Raw genomic sequence first — 26,506 nt, forward strand, 5'->3', positions numbered from 1 at the left:
CTCCTTATAAACCCGAGCCGACCGCCCTGAATGTGGGCGAATCGTTTAAAGATAATTTACTTCCCTGAGCGGGCATTTCATAATATATATCTTCATCATCAGATGCAGTAACCAGTATCCCCAGTTCCTTAAAAACCTGTAGGGCCGTCAGTACATCATGTCCGTCTATCAATGTCACGGCATCAAGCATATACCGTCTTGTGTCACTGACAGTACGACGGCCTTCCCCTACATAGGTCTTTAAAACCTTATATATGTCCACCATATCGTTTCTCGTAAGGGTCGGCTTGTATTCATGGGTTAAGCGCATATCACGCAATACAAGTTGGGCCGTAGTCCGATCGTGATACGTATTGAGTTCCGGCTGAAAGGCCAGGTCCACTTCATCATTCCGTAATATATAGTCCGCCTTATCAGCCATCGACCAGCCTACACCGCTTAAGCGACAACCGTCTTCACTTTCAGCAACAATCCGCAAATGCGTCTTCTGTCTGCCTATTTCCTTAATATCGTAAAGGAGTGCATTTTTTAAAACGAAGAGAGGCCGAGTGTTTCCCATACCGTAAGGTTCAAGGAGGCTCAATTCGTGGACCGTATCGACCGTTATGTCCTCACCTGCCACCACGGAATCTACATTCAATACGGGAATATAGTCTTTCTCCGTCAAATGCCGTAACGCATATTCGTTCAGCTGTTCTCGCAAAGCGTCAATATTCTCCTGGGCAACGGAAAAGCCGGCAGCCATGGCATGTCCTCCGAACTGAATGAGAAGTTCTTTACACGAATTCAAGGCTTCATACATATTAAAACCGGTAATACTCCGACATGACCCTTTACCCACACCGTCTTTAAGGGATATGACCAGAGACGGTTTATAGTACTTTTCAATTAAACGGGATGCGGCTATACCGATAACTCCGCTATGCCAACCGTCACCGGCAACAACAAGTACATGGTCGTCTTCATATCCTTCATTTTCCACCTCGTCTATGGCTGCCGTTGTAATAGCCCACTCAATTTCCTGTCGCTGTGTATTTAAATCATGCAGTTCTTCAGCTGTTTCTTTTGCCTTATCAGAGTCTTTCTCCAAGAGAAGAAAGACCCCCTTTTCGGCATGGCTGATACGCCCGGCAGCATTTAACCGAGGCGCAACGGAAAAAGCGATATTTCCTGCCGAAATTTTCGTCGCATCCAATCCCGCTGTTTTTATTAAAGCTTGAATTCCGCAATTATCACCTTCGGCTATACGTGACAATCCGTCAGCCACTAAGATTCTGTTTTCTCCCGTCAACGGTACCAGATCCGCCACGGTGCCCAACGCAACCAGAGATGTATATTTCTCACCATCTGTCTTGCCGGCCAGCATTCTTAAGGCACGGCACAGCGTATAAGCTACCCCCACTCCCGCTAATTCCTTATAAGGATACATGCAGTCTTTCTGCTTCGGATTAATGACGGCATATCCTTCAGGAATATGTTCCGACGGTTCGTGATGATCCGTAATGATAATATCTGTCTGCGTATTGAATTCCTTGACCAGCTTAGCTGAAGAAATACCGCAGTCGACTGTAATAATCACCTCGGTTTTGTCGCGCACCAACTCTTCCAATGCATCCCGGTTCAAGCCATATCCCTCAGACTGCCGTTCAGGAATGTAAAATGCCGGATCGGCACCTAAATCACAAAGAGAACGGTACACTAAGGCTGTTGATGTAATTCCGTCTACATCATAATCTCCGTACACGACGATTCGCTCGCCTCGTTCAATAGCCGTGAGAATACGTTCAGCTCCTTTACGAACATCTTTCATAAGAAAAGGATCGTATAATGACGACATACTATCATACAAAAAATGCTTGGCATCTGTCGAATCGGTGATTCCCCGATTGACAAGTGTACGGGCCAATAAGCTTGAAATGTGAAGTTGTTCTTGTAATTGCCGCACCGTTTTCTGTGACGGTTCGGCATATATCCAACGCATGTCCATATATGCCTGCTAAAGAAATAAATAACAGCTATCAATTAGTTAATTCATTCTAGCACATTTTCATTCTCAAATAAAGCTCTTTTTTGAGAAAACTATAATTTACCATAGCGTATTTACATCCTTACTATCTTTTTGACAATAGAAAAAAACAACCGCCTCTCGTAATGAGAGACGGTTGTTAAGTTTAACTCTGTCGAGTCTATTATTTAGCTTCAAATCCCGCTTGTAAACGGACATAGGATTCACGACGAGCACGCGCATCCGCAACGGTCTTTTCATAGAGGGACTGTGCCAATTCGGGGAATCCTTTTGCCAAGGACGCATAACGAACTTCGCCGTCAAGGAATTCCTGGAACTTGCTGTAATCCGGTTCCTTAGAATCAAGGCTGAACGGATTCTTACCCTGTTCTTTGAGTTCCGGGTTGTAGCGATACATATCCCAGTAACCGCATGCAACTGCCAATTTTTCTTCTTCCTGGCTCTTGCCCATACCCTTACGAATACCGTGGTTAATGCACGGGCAATATGCGATGATTACGGACGGACCATGGTAAGCTTCAGCTTCGGTCATAGCCTTTACGAGCTGATTCTTATCGGCACCCATAGCAACCTGTGCTACGTATACATAACCGTAAGACATCATCATCATGCCGAGATCCTTTTTCTTCGTACGTTTACCGGAAGCGGCGAACTGCGCAATAGCAGCTGTCGGCGTAGCCTTGGAAGACTGACCGCCCGTATTGGAATAAACTTCCGTATCAAGGATGAGGATATTGACATCCTGATCCTGTGCGAGGACATGGTCTACACCGCCGAAACCGATATCGTAGGACCAGCCGTCACCACCGAAGATCCAGTGCGAACGTTTTACAAGATATTGTTTGTTGTCGAGGAATGCTTCGAGAACCGGCTTGCCTGCAGCTTCTTTTTCAAGAAGTGCCGTTACTTTATCGGCACGTTCACGTGTGCCTTCGCCTTCAGCAAAGTTGGCAGCCCAATCGCTTAATGCCGCCTGAAGTTCGGGCGATGCAACGGCTTTGGCATTTTCTACTTTTGCAAGTAAGTCTCTGCGAACCTTATCAACACCTACGAACATACCGAAGCCGTATTCGGCAGCATCTTCAAAGAGGCTGTTTGCCCATGCGGGACCGTGACCCTTTGCATCTGTCGTATACGGAGCAACCGGAGCGGAACCGCCGTAAATGGAGGAACAACCTGTTGCATTGGCAATCATCATGCGATCACCGAAGAGCTGTGTCGTCAATTTAACATACGGAGTTTCGCCGCAACCGGCACAAGCACCGGAGAATTCGAAGAGAGGTTGTTCAAACTGCGAACCGATAACCGATTTCTTGTTCTGCGGATTTGCTTTCGGTGCCACTTCTTCCGTACCATAATACCAGAGGTCCATCTTGGCACGTTCTTCTTCCGTATTCGGAACCATTGTCAATGCCTTAGCCGGGCAGACATTTGCACAGCTACCGCATTCGAGGCAGTCGAGTTGGTCAACTACGATCGTAAAGCCGTATTCCTTACCGGATTTAGCTTTAGGTGCCGTAACGAAACCTGCCGGAGCTTTTGCACGTTCTTCTTCCGTCGTCAAAACGGGGCGAATCGTAGCATGCGGGCAGACGAAGGAACACTGTACGCAACCGATACATTTTTCAGCATCCCAGGAAGGAACATACAATGCCGGGCCTGCTTTTTCGAACTTGGACGTACCTGCAGGCATCGTGCCGTCTTCGCGGCCAATGAAGTCCGATACCTTCAAATCGTCGCCGATCTGACCGAGAATCGGAGTTGCCACGTTTTCGAAATATTCCGTTGTCGGACGGCCTTCCACTTTTTCGTCTACAGCATCAGCCCAAGATGCGGGGTAATTTACTTCATGGAATTCACCGACACCTGCATCAACAGCAGCCCAGTTCATGTCAACAACCTTCTGACCCTTCTTGCCGTAAGACTTGACAATGGAGTCTTTCAGGTACTTAACAGCGTCATCCAAGGGGATAACTTTTGCAAGTGCGAAGAAAGCAGCCTGCATTACCATGTTGATACGTGTGCCGAGGCCGAGTTTCTGACCGATAGCATCACCGTTCAAGGTGTAGAATTTTACATGGTGTTTAGCAATCGCACGTTTAATGCGTGCCGGCAGTTGATGATCCAGTTCTTCATCAGACCAGGTACAGTTAAGCATAAACGTACCGCCGTCTTTAATGCCGCGAAGCAAATCAAAACGTTTTACATAAGATTGACGGTGACAAGCAATATAGTCCGCCGCATCAATCAAGTACGGCATATCGATAGGTTTCGTACCGAAACGCAAGTGAGATACCGTTACGCCGCCGGATTTCTTGGAATCATAAGCAAAGTACGCCTGTGCATACAAGTCCGTATGGTCACCGATAATCTTGATAGCCGATTTATTGGCACCGACTGTACCGTCGGAACCGAAGCCCCAGAATTTGCAAGCCGTAAGACCGGTCGTATCCAAAGGCATTTTGTCGGCACGCGGCAAGGAAAGATTCGTAACGTCATCAACGATACCGATAGTGAAACCGTGCATCGGATGATCTTTCTGGAGTTCTTCGAATACGGGGAGAATATCTTCCGGAAGAACGTCCTTCGAGCCGAGACCTGCACGACCGCCGATAATGTCTACATCAAGGCCTACCGTCTTAGCGAAGTTTACGATATCAAGGTACAAGGGTTCACCCATAGCACCCGGTTCTTTTGTACGGTCGATAACGGCAATCTTCTTAACCGTCTTAGGCAATACGGCCTGTAAATGTTTCGCAGAGAACGGACGATAGAGATGAACGTTAATACCGCCGACTTTTTCGCCTTTGCCGTTCAAGTAGTTAACTGCCTGGTATACAACGTCGGACAAGGAACCCATAGATACGATAACGCGTTCAGCGTCTTCTGCACCGTAATAATTAAACGGTTTGTATGTACGGCCCGTAATTTCGGAAATCTTAGCCATATAATCAGCTACGATATCCGGCATTGCGTCATAGAACTTGTTGTTTGCTTCACAATGCTGGAAGTAAATATCCGGGTTTTCGGCAGTACCGCGAATTTCCGGATTATCCGGATTGAGTGCACGTTGACGGAAACGTTTCAGAGCATCCTGATCAACGAGATCACGGAGTTTGTCGAATTCCATAACTTCAACTTTTTGAATTTCGTGAGACGTGCGGAAACCGTCAAAGAAGTTGATAAACGGCAAGGATCCCTTCAAAGCTGCCAAGTGAGCTACACCGGAAAGGTCCATAACTTCCTGAACATTGGATTCCGCCAAAAGACAGCAACCTGTCGCACGAGCGGACATAACGTCCTGATGGTCACCGAAAATGCTGAGTGCGTGATTAGCCAAGGCACGAGCAGCAACATGGAATACGCCCGGTAACAATTCGCCGGCAACTTTATACATGGTCGGAATCATCAAGAGGAACCCTTGAGAGGCCGTGTAGGTGGTAGTCAATGCACCGGCCTGTAAAGAGCCGTGGTATGCGCCTGCCGCACCGGCTTCGGATTGCATTTCAACAACTTTTACAGGGTTACCGAAAATATTTTTCAGTCCCTGTGCCTGCCAATCATCAACATGTTCAGCCATCGGCGAAGACGGCGTAATCGGGTAAATAGCAGCTACTTCCGTAAATGCATAGGATATCCAACCTGCTGCTTCATTACCGTCCATGGTTTTGAACTTACTCATTAAACAACACGCTCCTTTAACTATTGAATAAAGACCAATATATAATTGAATATATTGAAATCAAAGTTAAAAACCCACCAGTCCAGTCCACTCATATGTACGTGTAGATTACACATTATATACATATACGCCGCGGCAATACTTTTTTTGTATAAAGCCCGCGAAGGTGCTGAATTCCGCCAAAAAAATATTGCCATCAGACAGATCATGTAATATACTGAATAATAATACTACTACATATGGACGTGCCCGGAAGTGGCAATATTCATGCGGTTTTCGACCAGTACATGAACGTTTTTTCTAACTTTTTCACGTTCATTATATGCTTTGCAAATTTGAAATTCAATAGCTCGACCTTGCTGTTTTTACTATTAAAAAGTGCAAATTTGTAAACGTATACTTGATTAGTATCCTATCACTCTAGGAGGTGTTGAGATGGATTTTCATCATTTGAAATATTTCACTGAAGTCGCCGATAAGAAATCCTTCAGCAAGGCAGCACGGACTTTACATATTTCTCAATCAGCCATCAGCCGCACTATTAAGGCATTGGAAGACGAGTTAGGCGTAGTTCTCTTTATGCGTAACGCCAAGGCTGTCGAGCTGACTGATGCGGGCGCAATCTTCTTGACACATGCCAAACGGGTTGTTTTTATGTTTGAGCATTTGAAAACGGATTTCGAAAATGAATTCAAATTGGAACAAGGAACAGTGCTTATCGGTCTGCCTCCTATTACGGGTGCCCCCGTCTTTGCCAACCTGTTGGGTGCTTTTAAACAGGAATATCCGCAAATTGAACTTGACTTATATGAACACGGTTCTAAAAAGGTCGGCATCAGCGTGCAGGAAGGTTTAATCGATCTCGGTATCGTTTGCACACAACCGAAGGAAAAAGATTTTGAATCATTTTTCCTCGACCAGGACCCCATGAATGTTATCATTCACCGGGATAATCCGCTCAGTAAGGAAAAAACCATTCCTTTAAAAAAGTTAGCTAACGAATCGCTCGTCCTCTATCGCGACGATTTCAACTTACATGACGAAATTATTACGAACTGTAAGAAAATCGGTTTTCAGCCGAAAATCGTTTTTGAAACGAGTCAACGAGATCTCATGATTCAAACGGTTGTCGCCAATTTAGGTATTGCACTTTTACCCAGTCGCCTCTGCCCCACTAAAGAATCGGCACCGCGAGTCTACGAATCCGTTGTCGTTCGTCCCTTGGTTGAGCCCAAAATACTCCATGTATTATACGTTATTTGGAAACGCGGTCATTATCTGTCTCATGCGGCTCAACTATGGCTTGATTTCGTACGAAACAGAACGCGCATTTCATCCAATGTATAGTAAATTTGCGGATAAGACGTCGGAATTGAAAGATTTTATAAAAACGTTCCCTGCCCGGGATGGTAAGCACGACGTACTTCTTCGACGTTTCGTCTTGACAGCCTTTATCCTCATTCTTTTTGAAGCTGCTTATATTCTCTTCCTGCAATGGCAGATTATGGAACTGACTATTACCGTCAGAACACAGGAAACACGTATAGCACAGACGGAACGGGACTATGATAAACATAACCACATGCTTTATACTCTTAATGCAACGATTACATCGATTCAACGCCAATGGTCATCTCTGAACTTCAGGGTTTTGGAAAATACGTGGAAACTCGACGGTACGACAACACCTCAGAATTCATTACATGTACGGCAAGGTCAATAATGTTCATATGTAAGAGAACGGAATCTCCGCTTCCGTTCTCTTTTTTGTAAGCAAAGAGGGTCATACAGCATTAAGCTGTATGACCCTCTTTGCTTATTAATTATTCCTCTTCTTCAGCCGATGCTTTTTCAAACTCGGCAATGACGGCATCAAATTCAGCTTCCGTAGGAGATACGAAAATTTCCTCTCCGTCTTCTTCTTCGATCCGAGCCAGAATAGGATCCGCCTCTTCACGAAGCTCTCCTTCTTCCGTAACGGGTACGAGAAGAATGAAGGTTTTCCCTTCATATTCCACAGAATCGGCTTCGGCAAAGAATTCTTCCGTTCCGTCTTCACTCGTAATGGTGATCAACTCGAATTCGTCCATTAATTCTTCAGACATGTTATCCTCCTTGAGCATCTAAATAATTCTGCAATATGAATACGGCTGCAATCGTATCGACAACGGCCTTACGCTTTTCTCTGCGCACGCCGGCCTCCATCAACTGCCGCTGCGCCATAACCGTCGTCAATCGTTCATCCCACCAAACGATTTCCGTTTGCGGTACCGTCTTCTTCAATTTCTCTACAAACTGCTCGATTTTTTCCGTATTCGCACTCTTATCACCGTTCATGTGAGAAGGCTTTCCGACAACAATGCGATGCACCTCTTTTTCCTTGCATATATCCGCAAGAGCCAGACAATCTTTACGTCGCGATTGACGTTTCAGTGTGCCTACGGCCTGAGCTGTCAGCAACAGGGCGTCACTGCAAGCCACTCCGATTGTTTTAGAGCCTACATCCAGTCCTAAAATTCGCATAATTTAAAGATTCCGATGTTTGACATACGAACTTAACAATTCTTCCACTAATTCATCCCGTTCCAGACGGCGAATATTGCTGCGAGCGTTGTTATGACTCGTAATGTATGTCGGATCTCCGGAAAGGAGATATCCTGCCATTTGACTGATAGGATTATAGCCCTTTTCCTTTAGCGAATTATATACATCTTCTAAAATCATGGAAGCAACACTTTGATCATCTTTGCTGCTTACAACCATCGTTTTATCGTTTACTGACATCTTGCCCACTCTCCCTTCGAGTAGCTTTTGCGGTTCTATTTACCTGCACCTTGTACCGCCTCTTTACCGGCCTTGAGCGCTTCTTCCAATTTTTGCGGGTCTTTGCCGCCGGCCTGTGCCATGTCGGGACGTCCGCCGCCTCCGCCGCCGGCTGCTACGGCCGCTGCTTTTACAATCTTTCCGGCATGATAGCCCTGTTTAGTAAGTTCCTTGTCAACCTTGCATACAAAGCTGACTTTATCCCCCTGTACGGCACCCAGGAGAACAATTCCGCCAACCTTATCCAGGACCATATCGGCCATATCTCTTAATCCTTCTGCCGAATCAACAGTGACGGAAGCCGCTGTAACGGATACTCCGTGAATTTCTTCTTTAGCCGCCAAGATATCATCAAGCGATGAGGTAGCCAACTTATGACTGAGTTGAGCTACTTCCCTTTCCGCTTCTTTAAGAGCTGTCAATAATTGTTCAATCTTAGCGGGAATATCCGCTTCTTTGCTCTTTAACAAAGTCGCTGCTTCCTGCAACAAGACGGCATCGGCTACAGCCCGTTCATGAGCCGCCTTACCCGTAACGGCTTCTATACGACGAATACCCGTACCCGTTCCGGATTCTCCCACAATACGGAAGGAACCGATAACGGACGTATTGGGGACGTGTGATCCGCCGCAGAGTTCACAGCTGAATCCGGGGACGTTGACAACACGAACGATATCCCCGTACTTTTCACCGAAAAGTGCCATAGCTCCTTTTTTTATAGCATCGTCAACGGGCATTTCTTCAATTTCCAAATCTACGTTCTTCATAATCTGACGGTTAACTTCTTTTTCTACTTCCGCCAACTCTTCATTTGTCATAGGTGAAAAATGGGTGAAGTCGAAACGCAACCGTTCGGGAGTTACCAAAGAACCGGCCTGGTTGACGTGTGTACCGAGAACCTTACGCAACGCTGCCTGTAATAAATGAGTTGCCGTATGATTACGAGCAATATCCAGATTACGAACCTTGTCGACCGTAATATCGACTTCATCGCCCCTAGACAGGCTGCCTTCCGTTACAATAGCAATCATATAGGTTAAGCCGTTCGCCAAAGACTTCGTATCCGTTACTTCCGCCTTTCCCGAAGGACCCGTAATATACCCTGTATCCCCTATTTGGCCGCCGCCTTCTGCATGGAAGGGTGTTTTATCGAGAATAATCGTTATAGCCGTATCTTTTTCAGCCCGTTCAACAGCAGCTCCGTCGATACCGATAAGTACGACTCGTGCGTTAACGGCATTTTCATCTTTAACCAATGCGGACTGATCGAGACCTGTCGTATCCGGCGTGGCTACCTTGGCGGACACCTTGGCCCGTGCCGCTCTGGCCCGTTCCTGTTGTGCCTTCATCGCCTTGTCGAAACCATCATGATCAATGGTCATTCCGTGTTCCTGAACAATTTCTTCCGTAAGTTCGACAGGAAAACCGAAAGTATCGTAAAGTTTGAATACCTTCTCGCCTGCCAAGACACCCGTCCCGTCGGCATCTTCAATCATGGCGTTTAGAAGTTCCAAACCTTGTGCCAAAGTCGCACTGAATTGAGCTTCTTCCGTTGCAATAACGGTCTTAATCAACTCTTTACGTTCCGCCAATTCAGGATATGCTTCCTTATACATGTCAATAACAATATCGACTAAATCCGCCAGGAAGGCTTCTTCAATGCCGAGGACACGGCCGAAGCGAACGGCACGACGTAAAATACGGCGAAGTACGTAACCGCGACCTTCGTTTGACGGCAAAATACCGTCACCGATCATCATCGTAACGGCACGAATATGGTCGCCGATAACCTTGACGGCAATCTTTTGTTCCTTATTATTGTAATCACCGTGACACACATCGATGACCCTTTGCATAATAGGGAACAGCAAGTCCGTTTCGAAGTTCGATTCTTTCTGCTGAATGACCGATGCCAATCGTTCCAACCCGGCACCCGTATCAATGTTTTTCTTTTCCAACGGTTCATACGATCCGTCTTTTGTCTTATTAAACTGGGTGAAAACGAGATTCCAAATTTCCAAATAGCGGTCGCAATCACAGCCGACATTGCAAGTAGGTTTACCGCATCCCCGTTCAGGGCCGAGATCGTAGAAAATTTCCGAGTCGGGTCCGCAAGGGCCTTCACCGATTTCCCAGAAATTATCTTCCAGTTTAAAAATTCGTTCATCCGCCAAACCGACGATATTATGCCAAATATCATAAGCTTCTTCATCTTCGGGATAAACGGTAACATACAGTTTATTCGTATCAAGCTCAAGAACTTCAGTCAAAAACTCCCACGCCCAGGTAATAGCTTCCTTCTTGAAATAATCACCGAAGGAAAAATTGCCGAGCATTTCAAAAAAAGTATGATGGCGTGCCGTACGACCGACATTATCGATGTCACCCGTACGAATACATTTCTGACTGGTTGTCACGCGATAAGAGGGAGGTACCAACTTACCGGTAAAATAGGGCTTGAGCGGAGCCATACCGGCACCAATAAGAAGTAAACTCGGGTCGTTTTCCGGCACGAGGGAAAAACTGTGTAATTTTAAATGTTTTTTGCTTTCAAAAAAATCCAAGTATGCCTTACGAATTTCATTACCCGTCATGTACTTCATTTGCAGTAACACTCCTTGTACTCCGGTCAAAAGCCGGTCTTATAATATATATTCCATTGTCACCGGCTGTCGACCGACTCTTAGCGCTTAACGCGTTTGGCACCGATATACCGCGATCCCCAATATTCACTGTCCAAGCTGTCTATGTGAATCCCGCTGCTCGTAGTAGCACTGATAAATTGATTATTTCCTACATATATTCCCGTATGAGAAACTCCCGGTTCATATGTAGAGAAAAACACGAGATCACCCGGAATCAGATTTCCTTTGGAAACACTGGCCCCGATTAAATATTGTTCATCCGCCATACGCGGCAAAGAAACACCGCTGTGAGCAAATACATATTTTGTAAATCCCGAGCAGTCAAAACCGCTGGGCGTATTTCCTCCGAATACATACGGAACCCCTAAATATTTATAGGCCTGGCTGACCACATTATTGCCGAAAGCATTGTGCTTAACATCACCTTTGCCGGCCTTACCCGTGCCGTAGTCATGAATCGTTACGGGTTTTGCCGCCTTCTTCTTAGGTGCCGCTTTTTGGGGGGCTGCTGCCTGAGGCATAGCCTTACCCGTCAAAGTCTTAAAGGTTTTAGCATCAACAGAACCGCTGATGGTCAGGCCTTTGTCAGCCTGAAAGCGTTCAACGGCACGACGGGTGTCATTACCGAAAATACCGTCCATGCCTATTTTATAGCCCCGTTTCACGAGATTTTGCTGTATTAATAATACATCGGAACCTTGCGAGCCTACGGAATAAGCCCCCACCGATAAAGTACATGTTGCCATAAGTGCAACGGCAACAACCGTTTTGGAAAATAATCTCCGCATAAAAACTCCTCTCCGCCTCCGAGGTTAACTGACGGGTTAGGCTTGAAGGCAGCCCGCCGCTTCGCGGCTTCACCCCAAAAACTTGGTTCCCCCGTACTCCATATGAATCGAGATTCGGCACTCCATTTTTACTGTGAAATTCTGTCGTCCTTATGACGACCCAACTCGGTTTTTATCCAATACAAAGGTCGATTCTTTACTTCTTCAAAAATTCGTCCTATATACTCACCGATAATTCCCAGAAAGATAAGTTGCAAACCGCCGATAAGACACACGACAATCATGGTCGTTGTCCACCCCGGTGTAACTTGGTCCGTCAATTTACTGTATAACACATGAAGAATCATAAGCAAACTTAACAGGCCGCTGAAAATCCCGGCATAAAATGATATGCGCAAAGGCGTTTTCGAATATGCCATAATGCCGTCTAAGGCAAAACTGAACATTTTATGAAGAGAAAACTTCGACTTCCCCGCATACCGTTTTGGCGCCACAAACTCGACAACGGTTTGCTTGTATCCGATATCGCCGATCATACCTCTAATGAAACGATCATGCTCACGGAATTGCTTAAATGTTTCCGCAACCCGTCTGTCTATGAGACGAAAATCGGAGCCGCCCGGTCGAATATACACGGGTGATAATGCGTTTATCAACGTATAGTACAGGCCGGACGAAACTTTCTTGAAAATCCCCGCATCGTCTGTTGCCAAGCGCACAGTCTGGACAATGTCAAACCCTTCATTCCACTTTTGAATCAAATCGGGTAACATCGACGGCGGATGCTGCAAATCTCCGTCCATAGTAATAACGGCGTCGCCCGAAGCATGGTCCATGCCGCATGTAATAGCCAGCTGATGACCGAAATTTCGTGCCAAAATCAAGGCACGCACATGCAAGTCCTGCTGTGTCAACCGACTGAGAACAAGAGGGGTAGCATCGGTCGATCCGTCGTCTACAAAAATAATTTCATAGTCGTATGGAAGGTCCGACATATACTTCGTCACTTCTTCATAGAACTTTTCGATATTCAAATGTTCATTATAAACGGGAGTTACGACGGATATAACCGTCTTTCCCTGCATACCCGAAAAGGTCATCCTTAATTATACCATTCACCGGAAAATACTGTCAAAACCGATACTTATGCCACCCGATGAATCTATAAGCATAATATCGGATTTTATTATTATATCATTTTGCCCCGTTCATTTCCAGTTTTCCCGCCTTGCCTATACAGACTGAAAAGAATATGATAAATTCAGTCAAAATACTACGGAGGTGCCTTTTATGTTACGTTCTTTATTATATTTTCTAATTGCCGGTATTTGTGAAATAGGCGGCGGTTATTTAGTTTGGATTTCATTGCGTGAACAACGTGGTATATTCTATTTTATTGCCGGTGCGGCCGTCCTCGTTTTATACGGTATTGTTCCCACTTTCCAACCCGCTTCATTTGAAAAAGTCTACGCCGCTTACGGCGGTGTCTTTATCGTCTTATCTCTTTTATGGGGTCTTTGGGTAGACGGGCATATTCCCGATCGATTCGATTGTCTGGGAGCTTTATTGTGCCTCATCGGTGTCTGGTTTATTATGTACGCGCCTCGTCAGTAAAAAAAGGGGAAAAGAAAATCTTTTCCCCTTTTTTTAACTTTCAGTGTATGAGTCGAGTCATTTCCGCAGAAGCCGGTAAATGCGTAAATAAACGCCACGGCTTTTGTTCAGCCAACACATCCTTGTCGTAATGTCCTGTCGCTACTGAAATCGTTTTAGCCCCTATGGCCTTACCGCATTGAATGTCGTAAATCGTATCGCCGATGACATATATAGCTTCAATATCCTCACCCCACTCACGGCGGGCAATATCATAGGCATGTCGTGCCAAATCGTCGCGCATGTAAAACTCTTCGGCAAACCCGGAGTGTTCAAAATCAAAATACCTATCCAACCCGAAAACTTCCAATTTCAGCTTGGCTCCGTATCGACTGTTACCGGTCATCAGTAACTGAACGACCTGCGGATCTCGATGAAAATAATCCAGGTTTTCCTTTACATTCTTCAAAACACGGCTGCTTTCCCTTGTTTTTTTCAACCAGGTAAGCAAACTTTGTTCATATTCACGACAAAAGGCAAAGACTTCCTCATCTGTCGGCATGACACCTCGTGCCTGATACAAAAGTTGCTGACAAATATAGTTGTCCGTCCGACCGCCGGCGGAAATCTGCGGAATAGCGGTATTGTCACCCATAAGTCGATGAAATACATCGTAAATAGCGTGCATACCGGCCATGCCTGTATTAATCATCGTTCCGTCTATATCCCAATATAAGAGTTTCACACGTACCTCCGCTTGCGAAAAAAGACGGCAGCTTCCGATGAAGCTGCCGTCTTCGATAATTATCGAGCCGAAACAATGTCTTTCGTATCGCGGGCAATCATAATTTCTTCATTTGTCGGAATTACGTACAAAGCACAAGTGGAATCATCCGTACTGATGCACGTATCTTTACCGCGTACATTATTACGTTCTTCATCAAGAACGGCACCCAAGTATTCAAGTCCATTGCAAATAGCGGCACGGTCTTCAATACCGTTTTCGCCGACGCCTGCCGTAAAGGTGATAACATCAACACCGCCCATAGCTGCCGCCAAAGCACCGATTAACTTACGTACCTGATAATGGAACATATCTAAGGCAAGCTGAGCACGTTTATTACCTGCCGCAGCCGCTTCCCCTAAATCACGGAAGTCGCTGGAAACGCCGGAAATACCGAGAACCCCGGACTTTTTATTCATAATCGTATCCATTTCCTTAGTCGTGAAACCATGCTTGTCCATGAGCGTAACTACGATAGCCGGGTCAATATCGCCGCAACGCGGACCCATAAGCATGCCTGCCAAAGGAGTAAAGCCCATCGTCGTATCAACACATTTACCGTTTTGGATAGCCGCCAAGGAAGAACCGTTGCCCAAGTGGCAGTTGATAATGCGCAAATCTTCTTTTTTCTTACCCATTACTTCAGCAATTCTATCGGCTACATAGCGATGGCTCGTGCCGTGGAAGCCGTAACGACGAATTCCGTCGTTTTCATAGTATTCATAAGGCAAGCCGTACATATAAGCTTTTGCCGGCATCGTTTGATGGAAAGAAGTATCAAAGACGGCAACTTGCGGTACATTCGGCATAATAGCTTCGCAAGCTTTAATCCCTACAATGTTGGGAGGATTGTGAAGCGGTGCAAAAGCGGAGCACTTTTCAAGGGCTTTCATAACTTCGTCCGTAATTAAAGTGGAAGCCGCGAATTCTTCACCGCCGTGAACGACACGATGACCCACAGCATCGATTTCGTCCATGGACTTAATAACGCCCACTTCGGGATCCGTCAAAATATCGAGAACTAATTTAACGGCAACTTTGTGGTCGGGAATAGGTTGAACAACTTCTTTTTTCTGATCGCCCCACTTATGTGTCAATTGAGCATCGGGAAGGGTAATCTTTTCAACAAGCCCCTTTGCCATTACTTCTTCATTATCCATGTTCACCAATTGATATTTCAAAGATGAACTGCCGCAGTTTACAACTAATACGATCATGAATGTACCTTCTTTCATTAATATTGGTTACCGAAGCGTTTAAAAATATAGTCCGTCACTTCTTTAGCCGTTTCATCATCTTGGCGATACGTGTAGCGAACGGTCCAGATATAGCCCTCATGTTCGAACACGAGTATCTGTTCAACAACGGCCACCTGCTGTCCTTTAGCCGTAAGCGTATAGTCAACCGTGCAAATTTTTCCTTTACTGCCTTCTACGACAGCGGCCTTCGTTTCCTTACCTGTAATCGTAATTTCCGAATGGCCTGAAAGTTCTGCTATGGCATTATCCGTCACCTTGTCAAGCGTTAGACCCGTAGCGGGATCATACGTAACAACTATACTGACATGCGCATCTTGATTCCCGTATACAGTCCGGTCCGTTCCCTTAATCGTCTCCGAAACGAGATCAAAAGGTGTAAACAACATGAGTTGTGTATTTCCTGCACGCAAAGTAGCATTCCCAAAGCTATATTCTTCAGCAATACTCGTTTTGCCGCACCCGGAAAGAGACAACACGGATGCCGTTAAAAGAACCGTACTTATGAACTTCAGCGACTTCATCATATCACCTACAAGCTTTCTAACAGACTGGAGTCATTATATCACATTCTTTGTACCTATACTATGGTTTTACCCGAATCCGTTATAGATAAGTCCCTTAATAGCCGCCTTTTGCAACAAATTCGGAGAAACGGTAGTCAGAACCGGGTAACTGCCTATATAATATTCATGATAAGGAGAAAGATTATGAACCAAATCGGTATTATTGCAGAATTCAATCCCCTCCACACGGGTCATGCTCATCTCATCCGCACAGTGCGAGAACGCTACGGAAAAGAGGCCGTCATTACAGTCATTATGAGCGGCTCTTTCGTCCAACGGGGTGAACCGGCTTTTTTCGATAAGTTCGACCGTACGACCTTCGCCTTATCGTGCGGTTGTGATCTAGTCTTCGAATTACCGACCCTTTACGCCCTGTCATATGCTTCGACCTTCGCCGCCGGTGCCGCTCGACTGGCTGCTTCCGTGGGAGTATCGACCCTCGTCTGCGGTAGCGAGCAGGGCAGCGGCTCCTTGTATGAAAAATTAGCTCGACAAGCCGAATCGCAGTTTGTGCAAACACGCCTAAAAGAAGCACTGAATCACCGTATTTCGTATGGTCAGGCTTTACTGACGGCGTTACAGGCCGACGACGCCTCGTCAGCTCCTCTTCTTGCAACACCCAACGGAATACTGGCCTTTTCTTATGCTGCAGCCATAAGGAAATATTCTCTACCTGAAAAGCTGGAAGTCGTCTACAGAAACACGGCCCGTCCCGACATATATACTTCGGCTTCACAGCTGCGTAAAATTTGCTCCGAAAGAAAGAATGCCGAAGACTGTCTGTCGTTTATTCCGCCTTCTTGCCGCACCCTCTTTTCCGATCTCATAAAAAACGGAAAATATATAAATTATGAACGCTATGACGATGCCGTCTTGTTACAAGGACGATTGCTGACGGAAAGTGACTTACAATCTTTGGCCGCATTTACGGAAGGCCTGGAAAATCGTTGGCATAAGGCTATGAAGAACGCGACTTCCCTGACCGAGAGCTTAAAGGCAGTCAAAACTAAACGCTATATGTACAGCAGGCTCCGTCGAATGGCCGCTTATACTCTCTTGGGTATCGAAAAAGAAACGGCAACCGACTACTTATACGAAGCACCGCCTTACGCCCGTCTGTTGGGAGCTTCCTGTCGAGGGCGAGAAGTGTTGAATAATCGTCGAAAATCCGGACAAATTCCCGTCATCACGAAATTTGCCGACGCCGATTTTGAGGCACCTTACAAGGAATTACTCAGGCTCGATGCCAAATCGACAGATATTCAACATTTTCTTTTTCACAATCCTGCAGCACGAAACGGGTTAGCCGACTGGAAAACGCCTCCCGTCATGACTTAACAACAAAGAGACTCGACATGTCGAGTCTCTTTTCTTATAAGCTTTATTTTATAAAAAGTTAGCCGATTCTTTACGTAATACGTCCTGTCGCAATTCAGACAGCTTCGCACTGCGCTGCACGCGCATTTCCTCAGGATTGATAAGACGTAAGTACTCAGGCCAGAGTGTTTCGATTTCCCGTTTCGCATAGTCGCAAATTTCCGATAATGACGGCTTTTTATAAACCAATTTTCCGTTACGGAATATAGGTTCAAGCATAGTCCGAACCGTAAAGGACCCGGCGGGAACGGTACGATACCGCCACGGCATGCTGTCGGCCACAAGGTGAAAAGCTGTATCCGTACTGATTGTTTCGCCCTCTAGGGCAATAATATCCGCCTTCATCTTACCCGTATCTTTATCATACAGGCGAAATACATTCTTGCGGCCCGGGTTGGAAATTTTTTCCGCATTGTCACTCAGCTTGATTTTCGGCACAAAGGTATCTCCTTCATACTGGCCGACAAGTTTAAAGACGCCGCCCATGGACGGACTGTCTTTAGATGTAATCAAATTTGTACCTACACCCCAGGAATTAATCAGGCTTCCCTGTAATTTCAAACCGCTAATCAAGTTTTCATCCAAATCGTTGGACGCTGAAATAATAGCATCGTCAAATCCCGCAGCGGCAAACATTTTCCCCGCTTCCTTGGACAAATAAGCCAAGTCACCGCTATCCAAACGAATGCCGTATCGGGCCGGCAACTTCCCGGCATCACGCAATTCCTTAAAAACCGTAATGGCATCGGGAACACCTTGTTTCAGTGTATTGTATGTATCGGCAAGAAGGATGAGGTTATCATCGTATTGACGAGCATAAGCTCGAAAAGCATCCAATTCCGTAGGAAAGCTCATAATCCAACTATGAGCCATGGTCCCGAAAACGGGTATGCCGAAACAGGCTCCGGCATAAACATTACTGGTCCCGTTAAATCCGCCGATAAAAGCCGCTCTGGCTCCATATACCCCGGCAGATTTGCCTTGAGCCCGACGCAAACCGAATTCCATGAGCACATCATTTCCCGCCACGGTTCTTACCCGTCTCGCCTTTGTAGCAATCAAACTTTCATGATTCATAATCATGGACATGCACGTTTCCAACAGCAAGGCCTCAGCCTTTTTAGTTTCTACCCGTAAGAGAACTTCCTGCGGAAAGGCCACCGTTCCTTCAGGCATGGCATATATATCACCGGTAAAGCGAATATCTTTTAAATAGTCGAGAAACTCGGGTTTAAATATTCCCGTACCGGCAAGATAAGCCATATCATCTTCGTTAAAATGAAGATTTTCAACATAGTCAATCAAGTGTTCCAACCCGGCTACTACCGTATACCCGCCCGAAAAGGGATTCTTGCGATAGTACCGATCAAAAACACAGCGCTGTTCATGCTTGCCTTCAAAATACAAGCCTTGCATCATAGTAAGCTGATATAAGTCCGTTAAAAGCACATCTGTATACATGTTGCCGCCTCCATGTTATGCATTTTTTATATTATACTCCAATTGAATAGTAAGTAAAAATAAAATTTCCGGTCACCTTATATATTATAAACATCACTTGATATGAGGTGATGTTTATAATTCATTATGGCATATTTTTTTACAAAGAAATGGTATAATACGGCTTAAGCCTTTATACTTATAATATTTTATTCTTATCCCGGAAGGAGGGTATTTCTCTGAAATATAGATTACTGCTTTTAACAACAGCCCTCTTTTGGGGCTTTGCTTTAGTAGCACAACGAGTCAGCACGGAACTTATCGGACCCTTTGCCTTTAACGGGTTGCGTTTTTGGCTCGGCGGTCTGGCTATTGTCCCTGCCTATTGTTTGCTTAAAACGCGTATACGTTCCATTCCCAAATCGGAAAAGCCTCCCTATTCATTGCTCACGGCCACCTTAACTCTGGGCTTCTTACTATTCACGGGAGCTGCACTTCAACAAATCGGGATTATTTATACAACGGCCGGCAAGGCGGGATTTATCACGTCTTTATACATAGTATTTGTACCTGTCGTCAGCCTTTTATTTTATAATCCCCTAAGGCTTTCCCACCTGTTCGGTTGTGTTGTGGCTCTCATAGGTGTATATTTTCTCTCCTTCCACGGAGGGTTCGATGACGCCAATATAGGCGATATTTTAACCTTGGCAAGTGTTCTTTTCTGGACTCTGCACATCGTATCCGTGTCTCGCTTCGTCCGCTATTATGACGGCGTAAAGTTGGCCATAGGGCAATTTTTCTTCTGCGGTCTCTTTAACTTCTTGGCCATGTATCCGGCCGGCGAATCGTTAACGGTTTCCATTTTTCTAAACGCCTTACTTCCCGTTTTATACTGCGCCATTTTTTCAACGGGAATCGCCTTTACCTTCCAAATTCTGGGACAAAAAGGAGTGCCGCCTACGGAAGCCTCTCTTATTTGTAGCCTGGAGATGGTCTTCGGACTCATTGCCGGCTGTCTCTTCTTGGGTGAAACTCTGACATCATCGGAAATTCTCGGTGCCGTACTCATGTCTGTCGGCATTGTATCGGCTCAACTGTCAAGTCGTGTTATTTATTCAAGAAAGGCTTAGCGTAAATATTTCATCGTTCCTCGTCAACTTGACAGGGTCCGACCGCCTTTAGTATACTGGTACAGTATTAACACGGTCGGTTAGCTCAGTTGGTTAGAGTATCTCGTTGACATCGAGGGGGTCGATGGTTCGAATCCATTACCGACCACCATAATAAAAACATCCGTCGACTCATCGTCGGATGTTTTTTCTTTTCTACGGAGGTTGTATGCCCACACCTGTCATGTCTTCAGTCCGGGGCGAGTCTTACGCCGAGTATGTCATTAAAAAGTCCAAATTCATTGCCAGAGCCGTTCATATAACAACGGAAGAAGAGGCTCAAGCCTATTTACGAGACGGTAAAAAACAATACTGGGATGCCCGTCATAACTGCTACGCCTACCAGCTGGGGATGAATTTCGAAAAGCAAAAATCCTCTGATGACGGTGAGCCGTCGGGAACTGCCGGAAAGCCTATATTGGAAGTATTAAAAAATAAGGGCCTCACCAATACGCTTATTGTTGTTACCCGTTATTTCGGCGGGATTAAATTGGGGACCGGCGGCCTTATTCGAGCTTACGGCACAGCGGCCGTTGCAGCCCTTGATAATGCGATCATTGAAGATTATATCAACTGTCGCATCTTATATTTACAAACCGATTATTCCTTTTTATCTGCAACAGAACGACTGCTCCCGGACTTCGAGGCTGTTATTACGAAGCGCAACTTCGCGGACTTCGTAGGCCTGACCGTTGAAGTTCCGGAAGATAAGGCTGACGAATGTCTCCTCGCCTTACGTGACAAAACAAACGGTACCCTTACGGTTAGGGAAAAAGATAAAAAAATCGTACCTCATATTCGGCCTGAATAAGAGGTACGATTTTTATTTTCTTACGGCATAATAACGGCCAAAACATCGCCCGTTTTTACATTATCGCCTACGGCTACACGAACTTCCGTCAGCGTGCCGTCTTGCGGTGCAGGAATATCATTCTGCATCTTCATGGCTTCCAACACGAGGAGCACGGATCCTCGTGTTACTGAGCCGCTTTCCTGCTTAACAGCCGAAATTTTTCCGGGCATGGGCGCCTTAACAACGACAGCCGAGTCGGGAATCGGTCCCTTGGGTGCTGCTTGAGCCACAGGCGAGGCTGCCGATACCGGTGCCGGAGTCGGTGCCGGGGATGCCGCCGCTACGGGAGCCGGTGCGGGGGTCACGGGAGCGGCCGGTGCGGCCGTACCCAATTCTTCTACATCTACTTCGTACGATTTTCCGTTTACAGTTACCTTAAATTTTTTCATTCTATCCTCCACGGTCTGATTATTCTCTTATCTCATGCCTGCCAAACGGCCGGCCATAACCCATTGGGTATGTCGCCGCTTATGGCGATGTGCCTTGCGAACAGCCAGAGGCACATAACCGCATGCAACTACGGCAGCCGCAATAACGGCTACGGTTTCTTCATCAATGCCGTCTTCCACTATAGGTCCTGACGAGCTCTTTTCACTCTCGCTCACTTTTTCATGATTTGTTTTTATAAGGGCTAAAGGTCGTTCATTTTCAGCTTTAACCAAAGCTTTTTCATTGGTTTTAGCCTCCGCTTCCGTAGGTATGGCAGGTTCTATAGCGGGAACGGACTCTTCCTCAACCTTCTTCTCTTTTAGAGCCTCCAGTTGAGCTTCCAGTCTTCTAATATGTCTCTGATTTGAAATAATGCAAACCAAAGCAATGACAAGAACAATATTAGTTATAGTAGGGCTGAACAGATTCCATATATCCATCAAGACGCCTCCTTACAAGGGAATATTGCCGTGCTTTTTAGCCGGCCGTTCTTCCCGCTTGCTGTATAACATAGCAAGGGCATCGATAACGCGAGGTCGTGTTTCCTTAGGCTCGATAATACAATCCACATAACCGTGTTCCGCCGCCTTGTAAGGAGTGGCAAATTCTTCCACATAAGCCTGTTTTTTGGCTTCCTTATCTTCGTCTCGTTTAAAAATAATATTGGCTGCTCCGTCAGGACCCATAACGGCAATTTCCGCCGACGGCCAGGCAAAGACCATATCGGCTCCCAACTGACGGCAACACATAGCAATGTATGCTCCGCCGTAAGCCTTGCGTACGACGACCGTAACCTTCGGCACCGTCGCTTCACAATACGCATAAAGCATCTTTGCGCCGTGACGAATAATACCGCCGAATTCCTGAGTTGTTCCCGGTAAAAAGCCGGGGACATCCACAAAAGTAACCAAAGGAATGTTGAAGCTGTCACACATGCGAATAAAACGAGCCGCTTTATCCGATGCGTTAATATCGAGACAACCGGCTAAAAACTTCGGCTGATTGGCAATAATACCGACAGTCTGTCCGTCATAGCGGGCGAAGCAGGTGATGATATTTTGTGCATAATTTTTGAGAACTTCGTATACATCGCCGTCGTCAACTGTCGATTTGATAACATCAAGCATATCATACGGCATATTACTGTTATCGGGGACGATACTGTTAAGGCCTTCATCCGTACGATTGGGATCGTCATCGGTTTCCGTCATCGGCGGCTCTTCCATATTATTGCTCGGCAAATATGAAAGCAGTCGCTTAATTTGTGCAATACAGTCATCTTCCGTTTCACAAGCAAAGTGTGCCACACCCGAAACGGTATGGTGCGTAACGGCGCCTCCCAACTCTTCGGCCGTTACTTCTTCAGCCGTTACGGACTTAATAACTGCCGGACCGGTAATGAACATATTGCTCGTATTCTTGACCATAAAGATAAAATCCGTTAAAGCCGGACTGTATACGGCACCGCCGGCACAAGGTCCCATAATGACGGATATTTGAGGAATGACCCCCGATGCGGACGTATTATTCATGAAAATCCGTCCGAACCCGGCCAGCGCATCAACGCCTTCTTGAATTCTGGCACCTCCGGAGTCATTAATACCGATACAGGGAGCTCCCATTTTTAGAGCCATTTCCTGCACCTGACATATTTTATGAGCGTGCATTTCACCCAAAGAACCGCCTTCGACCGTAAAGTCTTCGGCATAAGCGTATACAAGTCTTCCGTCTACCGTACCGTACCCGGTCACAACGCCGTCACCGGGAATCTCCTTTTCCTGCATATTAAAGTTTGTACTGCGATGACGAATAAATTGACTTATTTCCGTAAAGCTGCCGGCATCAAATAATTTATTCAAGCGTTCACGAGCCGTTTGTTTCCCCTTCTCGTGCTGCTTATCGATTTTATCTTGACCGCCGCCCATTTCGATTTTAGCAAGCTTCTCATGAAAGCGATCGATTTTTTCCTGAACCGTAGCCATCTCTTACCTCCGTTACCATTCTTTACAAGTAATACTTGTTATTACTGCTATTTATTATAGTACATTTCGACTCATTGAAAAAGGGTTACGCCCTCTAAAAGTCGTAACCCTTTCCTGTTATTCTCCGTCCATATCGTCAGGGAATTCCCCGTTGTGATATACATCCTGTACATCATCTAAATCGTCAAATGCATCAATCATATTTTCTAACTTTTGTGCATCTTCCGGAGACAGTGCAATCGTCGTATCGGGAACCATGGTAATCTGTGCGTGTTCCGTAGGAATATTATGATCAGCCAAGGCCTGTTCAACGGTATCGTAAGCTTCAGGCGTCGTAACAATTTCATACTCGTCGCCTTCCGTGCGGATATCGTCGGCACCCGCATCGAGAGCTACTTCCATCAACTTGTCTTCGTCTACCGCATCTTTAGCAACGACAAAAAGTCCCAGATTCTTAAACATCCATGATACGCATCCGGTTTCACCCATATTGCCGCCGTGTTTAGAAAAGAGATGACGTACGTCGGCAGCTGCCCGATTACGGTTGTCCGTCAAGACATTAACCGTTAAAGCAACGCCTGCCGGACCGTAACCTTCATAGACGATTTCTTCATAACTTTGCCCTTCCAAGGTACCTGCGCCCTTTTGAATAGCACGGTTAATATTTTCCTTCGGTATATTGTTTTCTTTAGCTTTTTGCAAAGCCAGTTTCAAACGCATATTTCCAGTCGGATCGGCACCGCCCATGCGGACGGCAATCGTAATTTCACGACTGATTTTTGTCGTGATCTTGCCGCGGACGGCATCATTCTTACCTTTTTTTCGTTTAATATTGGCCCATTTTGAATGTCCAGACATCTTATGTCCCCCTTTTACTTCCACCATGCCTCGCCGGCAAGCCTATCCAGAATAATAGCTACTGCCGAACGGACGGAAAGGTGATTGTACTCTCCCGGACCGTATACGGGTTCGAGTATATAATCGAATTTCTTCATCATTTCTTCGGTCATGCCGTATCCGGTCCCGAACAGCAACAAAATCGGTCGGTCACCCGTTTCGCCCAAAGCTCGCAACTCCTTATACGAAATCGTATCGGCATACGTGCGTGCATCCGTCGTTACCACATAGGGTCGACAGCCTTCCACTTCTTCTACGGCTTTGATGACCGCATCCGTATCGAGCAGTGTTTCCACAATATCGAATGCCTCCGTGCGATACGAATTATAATTTCTGCCGACTTTACTGCGCCAGAAAGCCAGAATTTTATGAATCATATCCAGCTGACCTTCTACATGATGAATAATAAAATATTTTTTAACACCGAACGTCTTTGACGATCGGGAAATATCATGCAAGTCATAGTTCGTTACAGCCGTGGCAACGATATTAAAGTTTTTATCATACATAGGATAATGAACTAAGCCTACGTACAAAGGTGCCTTCATACGGTCATCTCCCGTTTCAAGTCGTCGAGAATTTGTAAGTCCCGTGTTGAAAGTTCGGCGGCGGCCAATAAGTCGGGCCGTAACGCCAGTGTCCTTGCAAGAGAAGCTTTTCTTCTCCAAGCCTCTATTTTGGCATGATCGCCGTTACGCAACACTTCCGGTACGACATACCCGCGAAAATCGGCCGGTTTCGTGTACTGGGGGCACTCCAACAACGACATGGCAAACGAATCGTCAGCCGCTCCCGCCGACGCTCCGAGTACACCCGGTATCATGCGTGCTACCGCATCGGTCACAATCATAGCCGGCAATTCGCCGCCCGTAAGAATATAGTCACCAACAGATACAGTTTCATCGGCCAACTGAGATTCGATGCGATAATCGACACCCTCATAATGGCCGCAAATCAGTATTATCTGCTCATATTCAGCTAACTGTCGGGCCTTAGCCTGCGTAAATCGTTCTCCGGCAGGTCCCATAAAAATAATACGTCGTTTTTCCACGCCGCGACGTACTGACTCAACAGCCGAAAATACGGGTTGAGCCTTCATCAACATGCCGCAACCGCCGCCATATACCGTATCGTCAGCCATGCGATGCCGATCATACGTAAAATTTCGCGGATTGGTCACATCCAAATCGAGAAGTCCGGCTTTTACGGCGCGGCCGATAATACTGTGACTATAAAAAGCCTGTATGAATTCGGGAAAAAGCGAAATAATATCTATGCGCATCATTCCGTCCACTCCGGCGGATCGGCAATAATCGTCTTGGTATCCGTGTCCACGGACAAGATGACTTGCGGAATAACGGCTAAAAGTAATTCTTTGCCGTCTTCATCGGTAACAATATACACATCGTTACTGCCGGTCTTTAAAATATCCGTCACTGTACCCAAGACGTTATTTTCCTTATCAAATACGCGACAACCTATGATATCGAAAACATAATGCTGTCCTTCTTCCAACGGCATCAAATCTTGCCGCGTCACTTGCAGCTCTTTGTGTAAAAGCGGTTCGACGCCGTTTCGGTCATGAATACCGACAAATTTCATCAAAACGACCCGTTTATGAAAACGGGCGTCCGTAATTTCATATTTAACGCCGTCAATATAGGCGTATTTCATCGTTAAAAACCGCTCGGGAAAATCCGTATCCGGATAAACACGAACGTCACCCCGCACACCGTGCGGGGCAACGATTTGTCCTATTGTGAAAAATTCCGTTTCGGCCATGATTTTATTGGCGGAATGCGGCTACTTTGCCGTCTTCCAATAAAATTTCCAACCCCATAAGCTTGTTCAAGTCGTCGCCGACTTTAACCGTTACGGTCTGTTCCAACTGGCCTTGCGTAATTTCCGAGCCGATTTCCAATTGTGCCGCTTGGTCGTGATCGCTCTGAGCCTTCGCTTTCGCATTGGTAAGCCGCTGTTTCTGATCTTCAACCTGAGCGCGCAAAGACGTCAGCCCTTGCAAATCCAATTTTGCCTGCTCACTCATCATGCGCTGTGTCTGAAATTCGAGATTTTGCATTTCCCGGTCAATGTCTGCCAGAATCTGTTCCGTCTCTTTCAGGATTTTGTCTTTCAATTCCTGCGTAACTTTTGATTTTACCGTTACGGGAATACGAAGTGTAATTTGATCCATAG

At 46.0% G+C, this 26,506-nt stretch carries 26 protein-coding genes, 1 tRNA gene and 1 riboswitch; of the genes, 7 read left to right on the forward strand and 20 right to left on the reverse strand.

All coding sequences use genetic code 11. The features are described from left to right. Nucleotides 1-4: 4 nt before the first annotated feature. Together recJ and nifJ are read right to left on the reverse strand one after the other, a co-directional pair. Nucleotides 5-1,981 (reverse strand): single-stranded-DNA-specific exonuclease RecJ, encoded by a 1,977-nt coding sequence (gene recJ / locus HMPREF9429_RS07495; RefSeq protein WP_232216657.1) that lies wholly within the window; start codon nucleotides 1,979-1,981, stop codon nucleotides 5-7. A gap of 208 nt (nucleotides 1,982-2,189) precedes the next feature. Further along, on the reverse strand, nucleotides 2,190-5,708 hold the full coding sequence (nifJ, locus tag HMPREF9429_RS07500) for a pyruvate:ferredoxin (flavodoxin) oxidoreductase (protein ID WP_006942831.1): 3,519 nt from the start codon (nucleotides 5,706-5,708) through the stop codon (nucleotides 2,190-2,192). A gap of 435 nt (nucleotides 5,709-6,143) precedes the next feature. Here nifJ and HMPREF9429_RS07505 point away from each other — a divergent pair, with 435 nt between their 5' ends. Next, nucleotides 6,144-7,055: a LysR substrate-binding domain-containing protein gene (locus HMPREF9429_RS07505; protein ID WP_006942832.1), complete on the forward strand. Its 912-nt coding sequence runs from the start codon at nucleotides 6,144-6,146 to the stop codon at nucleotides 7,053-7,055. Then, complete coding sequence (locus HMPREF9429_RS07510) at nucleotides 7,048-7,431, forward strand: hypothetical protein (RefSeq protein ID WP_006942833.1); 384 nt, start codon at nucleotides 7,048-7,050, stop codon at nucleotides 7,429-7,431. Before HMPREF9429_RS07505 ends, HMPREF9429_RS07510 begins: the two co-directional genes overlap by 8 nt. Nucleotides 7,432-7,531: 100 nt before the next feature. Here the strand turns inward: HMPREF9429_RS07510 and HMPREF9429_RS07515 are convergent, their stop codons facing one another. The 6 genes from HMPREF9429_RS07515 to HMPREF9429_RS07540 all read right to left on the reverse strand — a co-directional run bounded on the left by HMPREF9429_RS07515 (nucleotide 7,532) and on the right by HMPREF9429_RS07540 (nucleotide 13,049). Then, on the reverse strand, nucleotides 7,532-7,813 hold the full coding sequence (locus HMPREF9429_RS07515; protein ID WP_040774125.1) for a DUF1292 domain-containing protein: 282 nt from the start codon (nucleotides 7,811-7,813) through the stop codon (nucleotides 7,532-7,534). Nucleotide 7,814: 1 nt separating this feature from the next. Continuing rightward, complete coding sequence (gene ruvX / locus HMPREF9429_RS07520; protein ID WP_006942835.1) at nucleotides 7,815-8,231, reverse strand: Holliday junction resolvase RuvX; 417 nt, start codon at nucleotides 8,229-8,231, stop codon at nucleotides 7,815-7,817. 3 nt (nucleotides 8,232-8,234) lie between these two features. Then, nucleotides 8,235-8,492: an IreB family regulatory phosphoprotein gene (locus HMPREF9429_RS07525; RefSeq protein WP_006942836.1), complete on the reverse strand. Its 258-nt coding sequence runs from the start codon at nucleotides 8,490-8,492 to the stop codon at nucleotides 8,235-8,237. A gap of 35 nt (nucleotides 8,493-8,527) precedes the next feature. After that, nucleotides 8,528-11,125, reverse strand: coding sequence for an alanine--tRNA ligase (gene alaS / locus HMPREF9429_RS07530; protein WP_198005705.1), 2,598 nt, complete (start codon nucleotides 11,123-11,125; stop codon nucleotides 8,528-8,530). An 89-nt stretch (nucleotides 11,126-11,214) separates the two neighbouring features. Beyond that, complete coding sequence (locus HMPREF9429_RS07535) at nucleotides 11,215-11,964, reverse strand: C40 family peptidase (protein WP_006942838.1); 750 nt, start codon at nucleotides 11,962-11,964, stop codon at nucleotides 11,215-11,217. Beyond that, nucleotides 11,963-12,094, reverse strand: a riboswitch (cyclic di-AMP (ydaO/yuaA leader). (Overlaps the previous gene by 2 nt.) Continuing rightward, nucleotides 12,093-13,049, reverse strand: coding sequence for a glycosyltransferase family 2 protein (locus tag HMPREF9429_RS07540; protein ID WP_232216658.1), 957 nt, complete (start codon nucleotides 13,047-13,049; stop codon nucleotides 12,093-12,095). (Overlaps the previous riboswitch by 2 nt.) A 205-nt stretch (nucleotides 13,050-13,254) precedes the next feature. Here HMPREF9429_RS07540 and HMPREF9429_RS07545 point away from each other — a divergent pair, with 205 nt between their 5' ends. Further along, on the forward strand, nucleotides 13,255-13,578 hold the full coding sequence (locus tag HMPREF9429_RS07545; RefSeq protein WP_006942840.1) for a YnfA family protein: 324 nt from the start codon (nucleotides 13,255-13,257) through the stop codon (nucleotides 13,576-13,578). Between the two features lie 40 nt (nucleotides 13,579-13,618). On the opposite strand, the gene HMPREF9429_RS07550 is transcribed toward HMPREF9429_RS07545, so the two are convergent. From HMPREF9429_RS07550 to HMPREF9429_RS07560, 3 genes are read right to left on the reverse strand one after another with little or no spacing between them, the layout of a single operon-like run. Continuing rightward, nucleotides 13,619-14,302, reverse strand: coding sequence for an HAD family hydrolase (locus HMPREF9429_RS07550; RefSeq protein ID WP_006942841.1), 684 nt, complete (start codon nucleotides 14,300-14,302; stop codon nucleotides 13,619-13,621). Nucleotides 14,303-14,361: 59 nt separating this feature from the next. After that, on the reverse strand, nucleotides 14,362-15,558 hold the full coding sequence (locus tag HMPREF9429_RS07555; protein ID WP_040774127.1) for an acetate/propionate family kinase: 1,197 nt from the start codon (nucleotides 15,556-15,558) through the stop codon (nucleotides 14,362-14,364). A gap of 17 nt (nucleotides 15,559-15,575) precedes the next feature. Next, entirely contained in the window at nucleotides 15,576-16,121 is a 546-nt protein-coding gene (locus HMPREF9429_RS07560) for a hypothetical protein (RefSeq protein ID WP_156780741.1), read from the reverse strand. A gap of 186 nt (nucleotides 16,122-16,307) precedes the next feature. Here HMPREF9429_RS07560 and HMPREF9429_RS07565 point away from each other — a divergent pair, with 186 nt between their 5' ends. Continuing rightward, nucleotides 16,308-17,501, forward strand: a complete 1,194-nt coding sequence (locus HMPREF9429_RS07565) for a tRNA(Met) cytidine acetate ligase (protein ID WP_040774129.1) — start codon at nucleotides 16,308-16,310, stop codon at nucleotides 17,499-17,501. 48 nt (nucleotides 17,502-17,549) lie between these two features. On the opposite strand, the gene HMPREF9429_RS07570 is transcribed toward HMPREF9429_RS07565, so the two are convergent. Beyond that, nucleotides 17,550-19,001: a nicotinate phosphoribosyltransferase gene (locus HMPREF9429_RS07570; RefSeq protein ID WP_006942845.1), complete on the reverse strand. Its 1,452-nt coding sequence runs from the start codon at nucleotides 18,999-19,001 to the stop codon at nucleotides 17,550-17,552. A 233-nt stretch (nucleotides 19,002-19,234) separates the two neighbouring features. On the opposite strand from HMPREF9429_RS07570, the gene HMPREF9429_RS07575 reads away from it, so the two are divergent. From HMPREF9429_RS07575 to HMPREF9429_RS07585, 3 genes are all read left to right on the forward strand, one after another. After that, nucleotides 19,235-20,110 (forward strand): DMT family transporter, encoded by an 876-nt coding sequence (locus HMPREF9429_RS07575; RefSeq protein WP_232216666.1) that lies wholly within the window; start codon nucleotides 19,235-19,237, stop codon nucleotides 20,108-20,110. 74 nt (nucleotides 20,111-20,184) lie between these two features. Further along, nucleotides 20,185-20,261 (forward strand) — tRNA-Val (locus HMPREF9429_RS07580). 57 nt (nucleotides 20,262-20,318) lie between these two features. Further along, complete coding sequence (locus HMPREF9429_RS07585; RefSeq protein ID WP_040774133.1) at nucleotides 20,319-20,960, forward strand: YigZ family protein; 642 nt, start codon at nucleotides 20,319-20,321, stop codon at nucleotides 20,958-20,960. 20 nt (nucleotides 20,961-20,980) lie between these two features. Here HMPREF9429_RS07585 and HMPREF9429_RS07590 read toward each other — a convergent pair whose 3' ends face one another. The 8 genes from HMPREF9429_RS07590 to HMPREF9429_RS07625 form a co-directional block, all read right to left on the reverse strand. Beyond that, complete coding sequence (locus HMPREF9429_RS07590; RefSeq protein WP_006942848.1) at nucleotides 20,981-21,391, reverse strand: biotin/lipoyl-containing protein; 411 nt, start codon at nucleotides 21,389-21,391, stop codon at nucleotides 20,981-20,983. Between the two features lie 27 nt (nucleotides 21,392-21,418). Continuing rightward, a complete protein-coding gene (locus tag HMPREF9429_RS07595; protein ID WP_006942849.1) occupies nucleotides 21,419-21,871 on the reverse strand; it encodes a hypothetical protein in 453 nt (150 codons plus the stop codon). Nucleotides 21,872-21,883: 12 nt separating this feature from the next. Further along, nucleotides 21,884-23,413 carry a methylmalonyl-CoA decarboxylase subunit alpha gene (gene mmdA, locus HMPREF9429_RS07600; protein WP_006942850.1) on the reverse strand — a complete coding sequence of 510 codons (1,530 nt, stop codon included), beginning with the start codon at nucleotides 23,411-23,413 and terminating at the stop codon, nucleotides 21,884-21,886. 117 nt (nucleotides 23,414-23,530) lie between these two features. Further along, nucleotides 23,531-24,271 (reverse strand): YebC/PmpR family DNA-binding transcriptional regulator, encoded by a 741-nt coding sequence (locus HMPREF9429_RS07605; RefSeq protein WP_040774136.1) that lies wholly within the window; start codon nucleotides 24,269-24,271, stop codon nucleotides 23,531-23,533. A 14-nt stretch (nucleotides 24,272-24,285) separates the two neighbouring features. Then, on the reverse strand, nucleotides 24,286-24,858 hold the full coding sequence (locus HMPREF9429_RS07610) for an RNA methyltransferase (protein ID WP_006942852.1): 573 nt from the start codon (nucleotides 24,856-24,858) through the stop codon (nucleotides 24,286-24,288). Then, nucleotides 24,855-25,592, reverse strand: coding sequence for a tRNA (guanosine(37)-N1)-methyltransferase TrmD (gene trmD, locus HMPREF9429_RS07615; RefSeq protein WP_040774424.1), 738 nt, complete (start codon nucleotides 25,590-25,592; stop codon nucleotides 24,855-24,857). Before trmD ends, HMPREF9429_RS07610 begins: the two co-directional genes overlap by 4 nt. Continuing rightward, entirely contained in the window at nucleotides 25,592-26,092 is a 501-nt protein-coding gene (gene rimM, locus HMPREF9429_RS07620; RefSeq protein ID WP_006942854.1) for a ribosome maturation factor RimM, read from the reverse strand. The genes trmD and rimM overlap by 1 nt, the downstream gene beginning before the upstream one ends. A gap of 4 nt (nucleotides 26,093-26,096) precedes the next feature. Further along, nucleotides 26,097-26,504, reverse strand: a complete 408-nt coding sequence (locus HMPREF9429_RS07625) for a YlqD family protein (protein WP_006942855.1) — start codon at nucleotides 26,502-26,504, stop codon at nucleotides 26,097-26,099. Nucleotides 26,505-26,506: the final 2 nt, after the last annotated feature.

Origin of the sequence: Megasphaera micronuciformis F0359, assembly GCF_000165735.1 — a bacterium.
GTDB lineage: Bacteria > Bacillota > Negativicutes > Veillonellales > Megasphaeraceae > Megasphaera > Megasphaera micronuciformis.

Coding starts and splice junctions, on each gene's coding strand:
- HMPREF9429_RS07535 (WP_006942838.1), bottom strand. CDS start 11,964: ATGCGGAGATTATTTTCCAAAACGGTTGTTGCCGTTGCACTTATGGCA.
- recJ (WP_232216657.1), bottom strand. CDS start 1,981: ATGCGTTGGATATATGCCGAACCGTCACAGAAAACGGTGCGGCAATTA.
- HMPREF9429_RS07515 (WP_040774125.1), bottom strand. CDS start 7,813: ATGTCTGAAGAATTAATGGACGAATTCGAGTTGATCACCATTACGAGT.
- HMPREF9429_RS07570 (WP_006942845.1), bottom strand. CDS start 19,001: ATGTATACAGATGTGCTTTTAACGGACTTATATCAGCTTACTATGATG.
- ruvX (WP_006942835.1), bottom strand. CDS start 8,231: ATGCGAATTTTAGGACTGGATGTAGGCTCTAAAACAATCGGAGTGGCT.
- mmdA (WP_006942850.1), bottom strand. CDS start 23,413: ATGGCTACGGTTCAGGAAAAAATCGATCGCTTTCATGAGAAGCTTGCT.
- trmD (WP_040774424.1), bottom strand. CDS start 25,592: ATGCGCATAGATATTATTTCGCTTTTTCCCGAATTCATACAGGCTTTT.
- HMPREF9429_RS07560 (WP_156780741.1), bottom strand. CDS start 16,121: ATGAAGTCGCTGAAGTTCATAAGTACGGTTCTTTTAACGGCATCCGTG.
- HMPREF9429_RS07585 (WP_040774133.1), top strand. CDS start 20,319: ATGCCCACACCTGTCATGTCTTCAGTCCGGGGCGAGTCTTACGCCGAG.
- HMPREF9429_RS07590 (WP_006942848.1), bottom strand. CDS start 21,391: ATGAAAAAATTTAAGGTAACTGTAAACGGAAAATCGTACGAAGTAGAT.
- HMPREF9429_RS07525 (WP_006942836.1), bottom strand. CDS start 8,492: ATGTCAGTAAACGATAAAACGATGGTTGTAAGCAGCAAAGATGATCAA.
- HMPREF9429_RS07610 (WP_006942852.1), bottom strand. CDS start 24,858: ATGAAGGCACCTTTGTACGTAGGCTTAGTTCATTATCCTATGTATGAT.
- nifJ (WP_006942831.1), bottom strand. CDS start 5,708: ATGAGTAAGTTCAAAACCATGGACGGTAATGAAGCAGCAGGTTGGATA.
- HMPREF9429_RS07505 (WP_006942832.1), top strand. CDS start 6,144: ATGGATTTTCATCATTTGAAATATTTCACTGAAGTCGCCGATAAGAAA.
- rimM (WP_006942854.1), bottom strand. CDS start 26,092: ATGGCCGAAACGGAATTTTTCACAATAGGACAAATCGTTGCCCCGCAC.
- HMPREF9429_RS07555 (WP_040774127.1), bottom strand. CDS start 15,558: ATGATCGTATTAGTTGTAAACTGCGGCAGTTCATCTTTGAAATATCAA.
- HMPREF9429_RS07625 (WP_006942855.1), bottom strand. CDS start 26,504: ATGGATCAAATTACACTTCGTATTCCCGTAACGGTAAAATCAAAAGTT.
- HMPREF9429_RS07595 (WP_006942849.1), bottom strand. CDS start 21,871: ATGGATATATGGAATCTGTTCAGCCCTACTATAACTAATATTGTTCTT.
- HMPREF9429_RS07565 (WP_040774129.1), top strand. CDS start 16,308: ATGAACCAAATCGGTATTATTGCAGAATTCAATCCCCTCCACACGGGT.
- HMPREF9429_RS07605 (WP_040774136.1), bottom strand. CDS start 24,271: ATGTCTGGACATTCAAAATGGGCCAATATTAAACGAAAAAAAGGTAAG.
- alaS (WP_198005705.1), bottom strand. CDS start 11,125: ATGACGGGTAATGAAATTCGTAAGGCATACTTGGATTTTTTTGAAAGC.
- HMPREF9429_RS07540 (WP_232216658.1), bottom strand. CDS start 13,049: ATGCAGGGAAAGACGGTTATATCCGTCGTAACTCCCGTTTATAATGAA.
- HMPREF9429_RS07545 (WP_006942840.1), top strand. CDS start 13,255: ATGTTACGTTCTTTATTATATTTTCTAATTGCCGGTATTTGTGAAATA.
- HMPREF9429_RS07510 (WP_006942833.1), top strand. CDS start 7,048: ATGTATAGTAAATTTGCGGATAAGACGTCGGAATTGAAAGATTTTATA.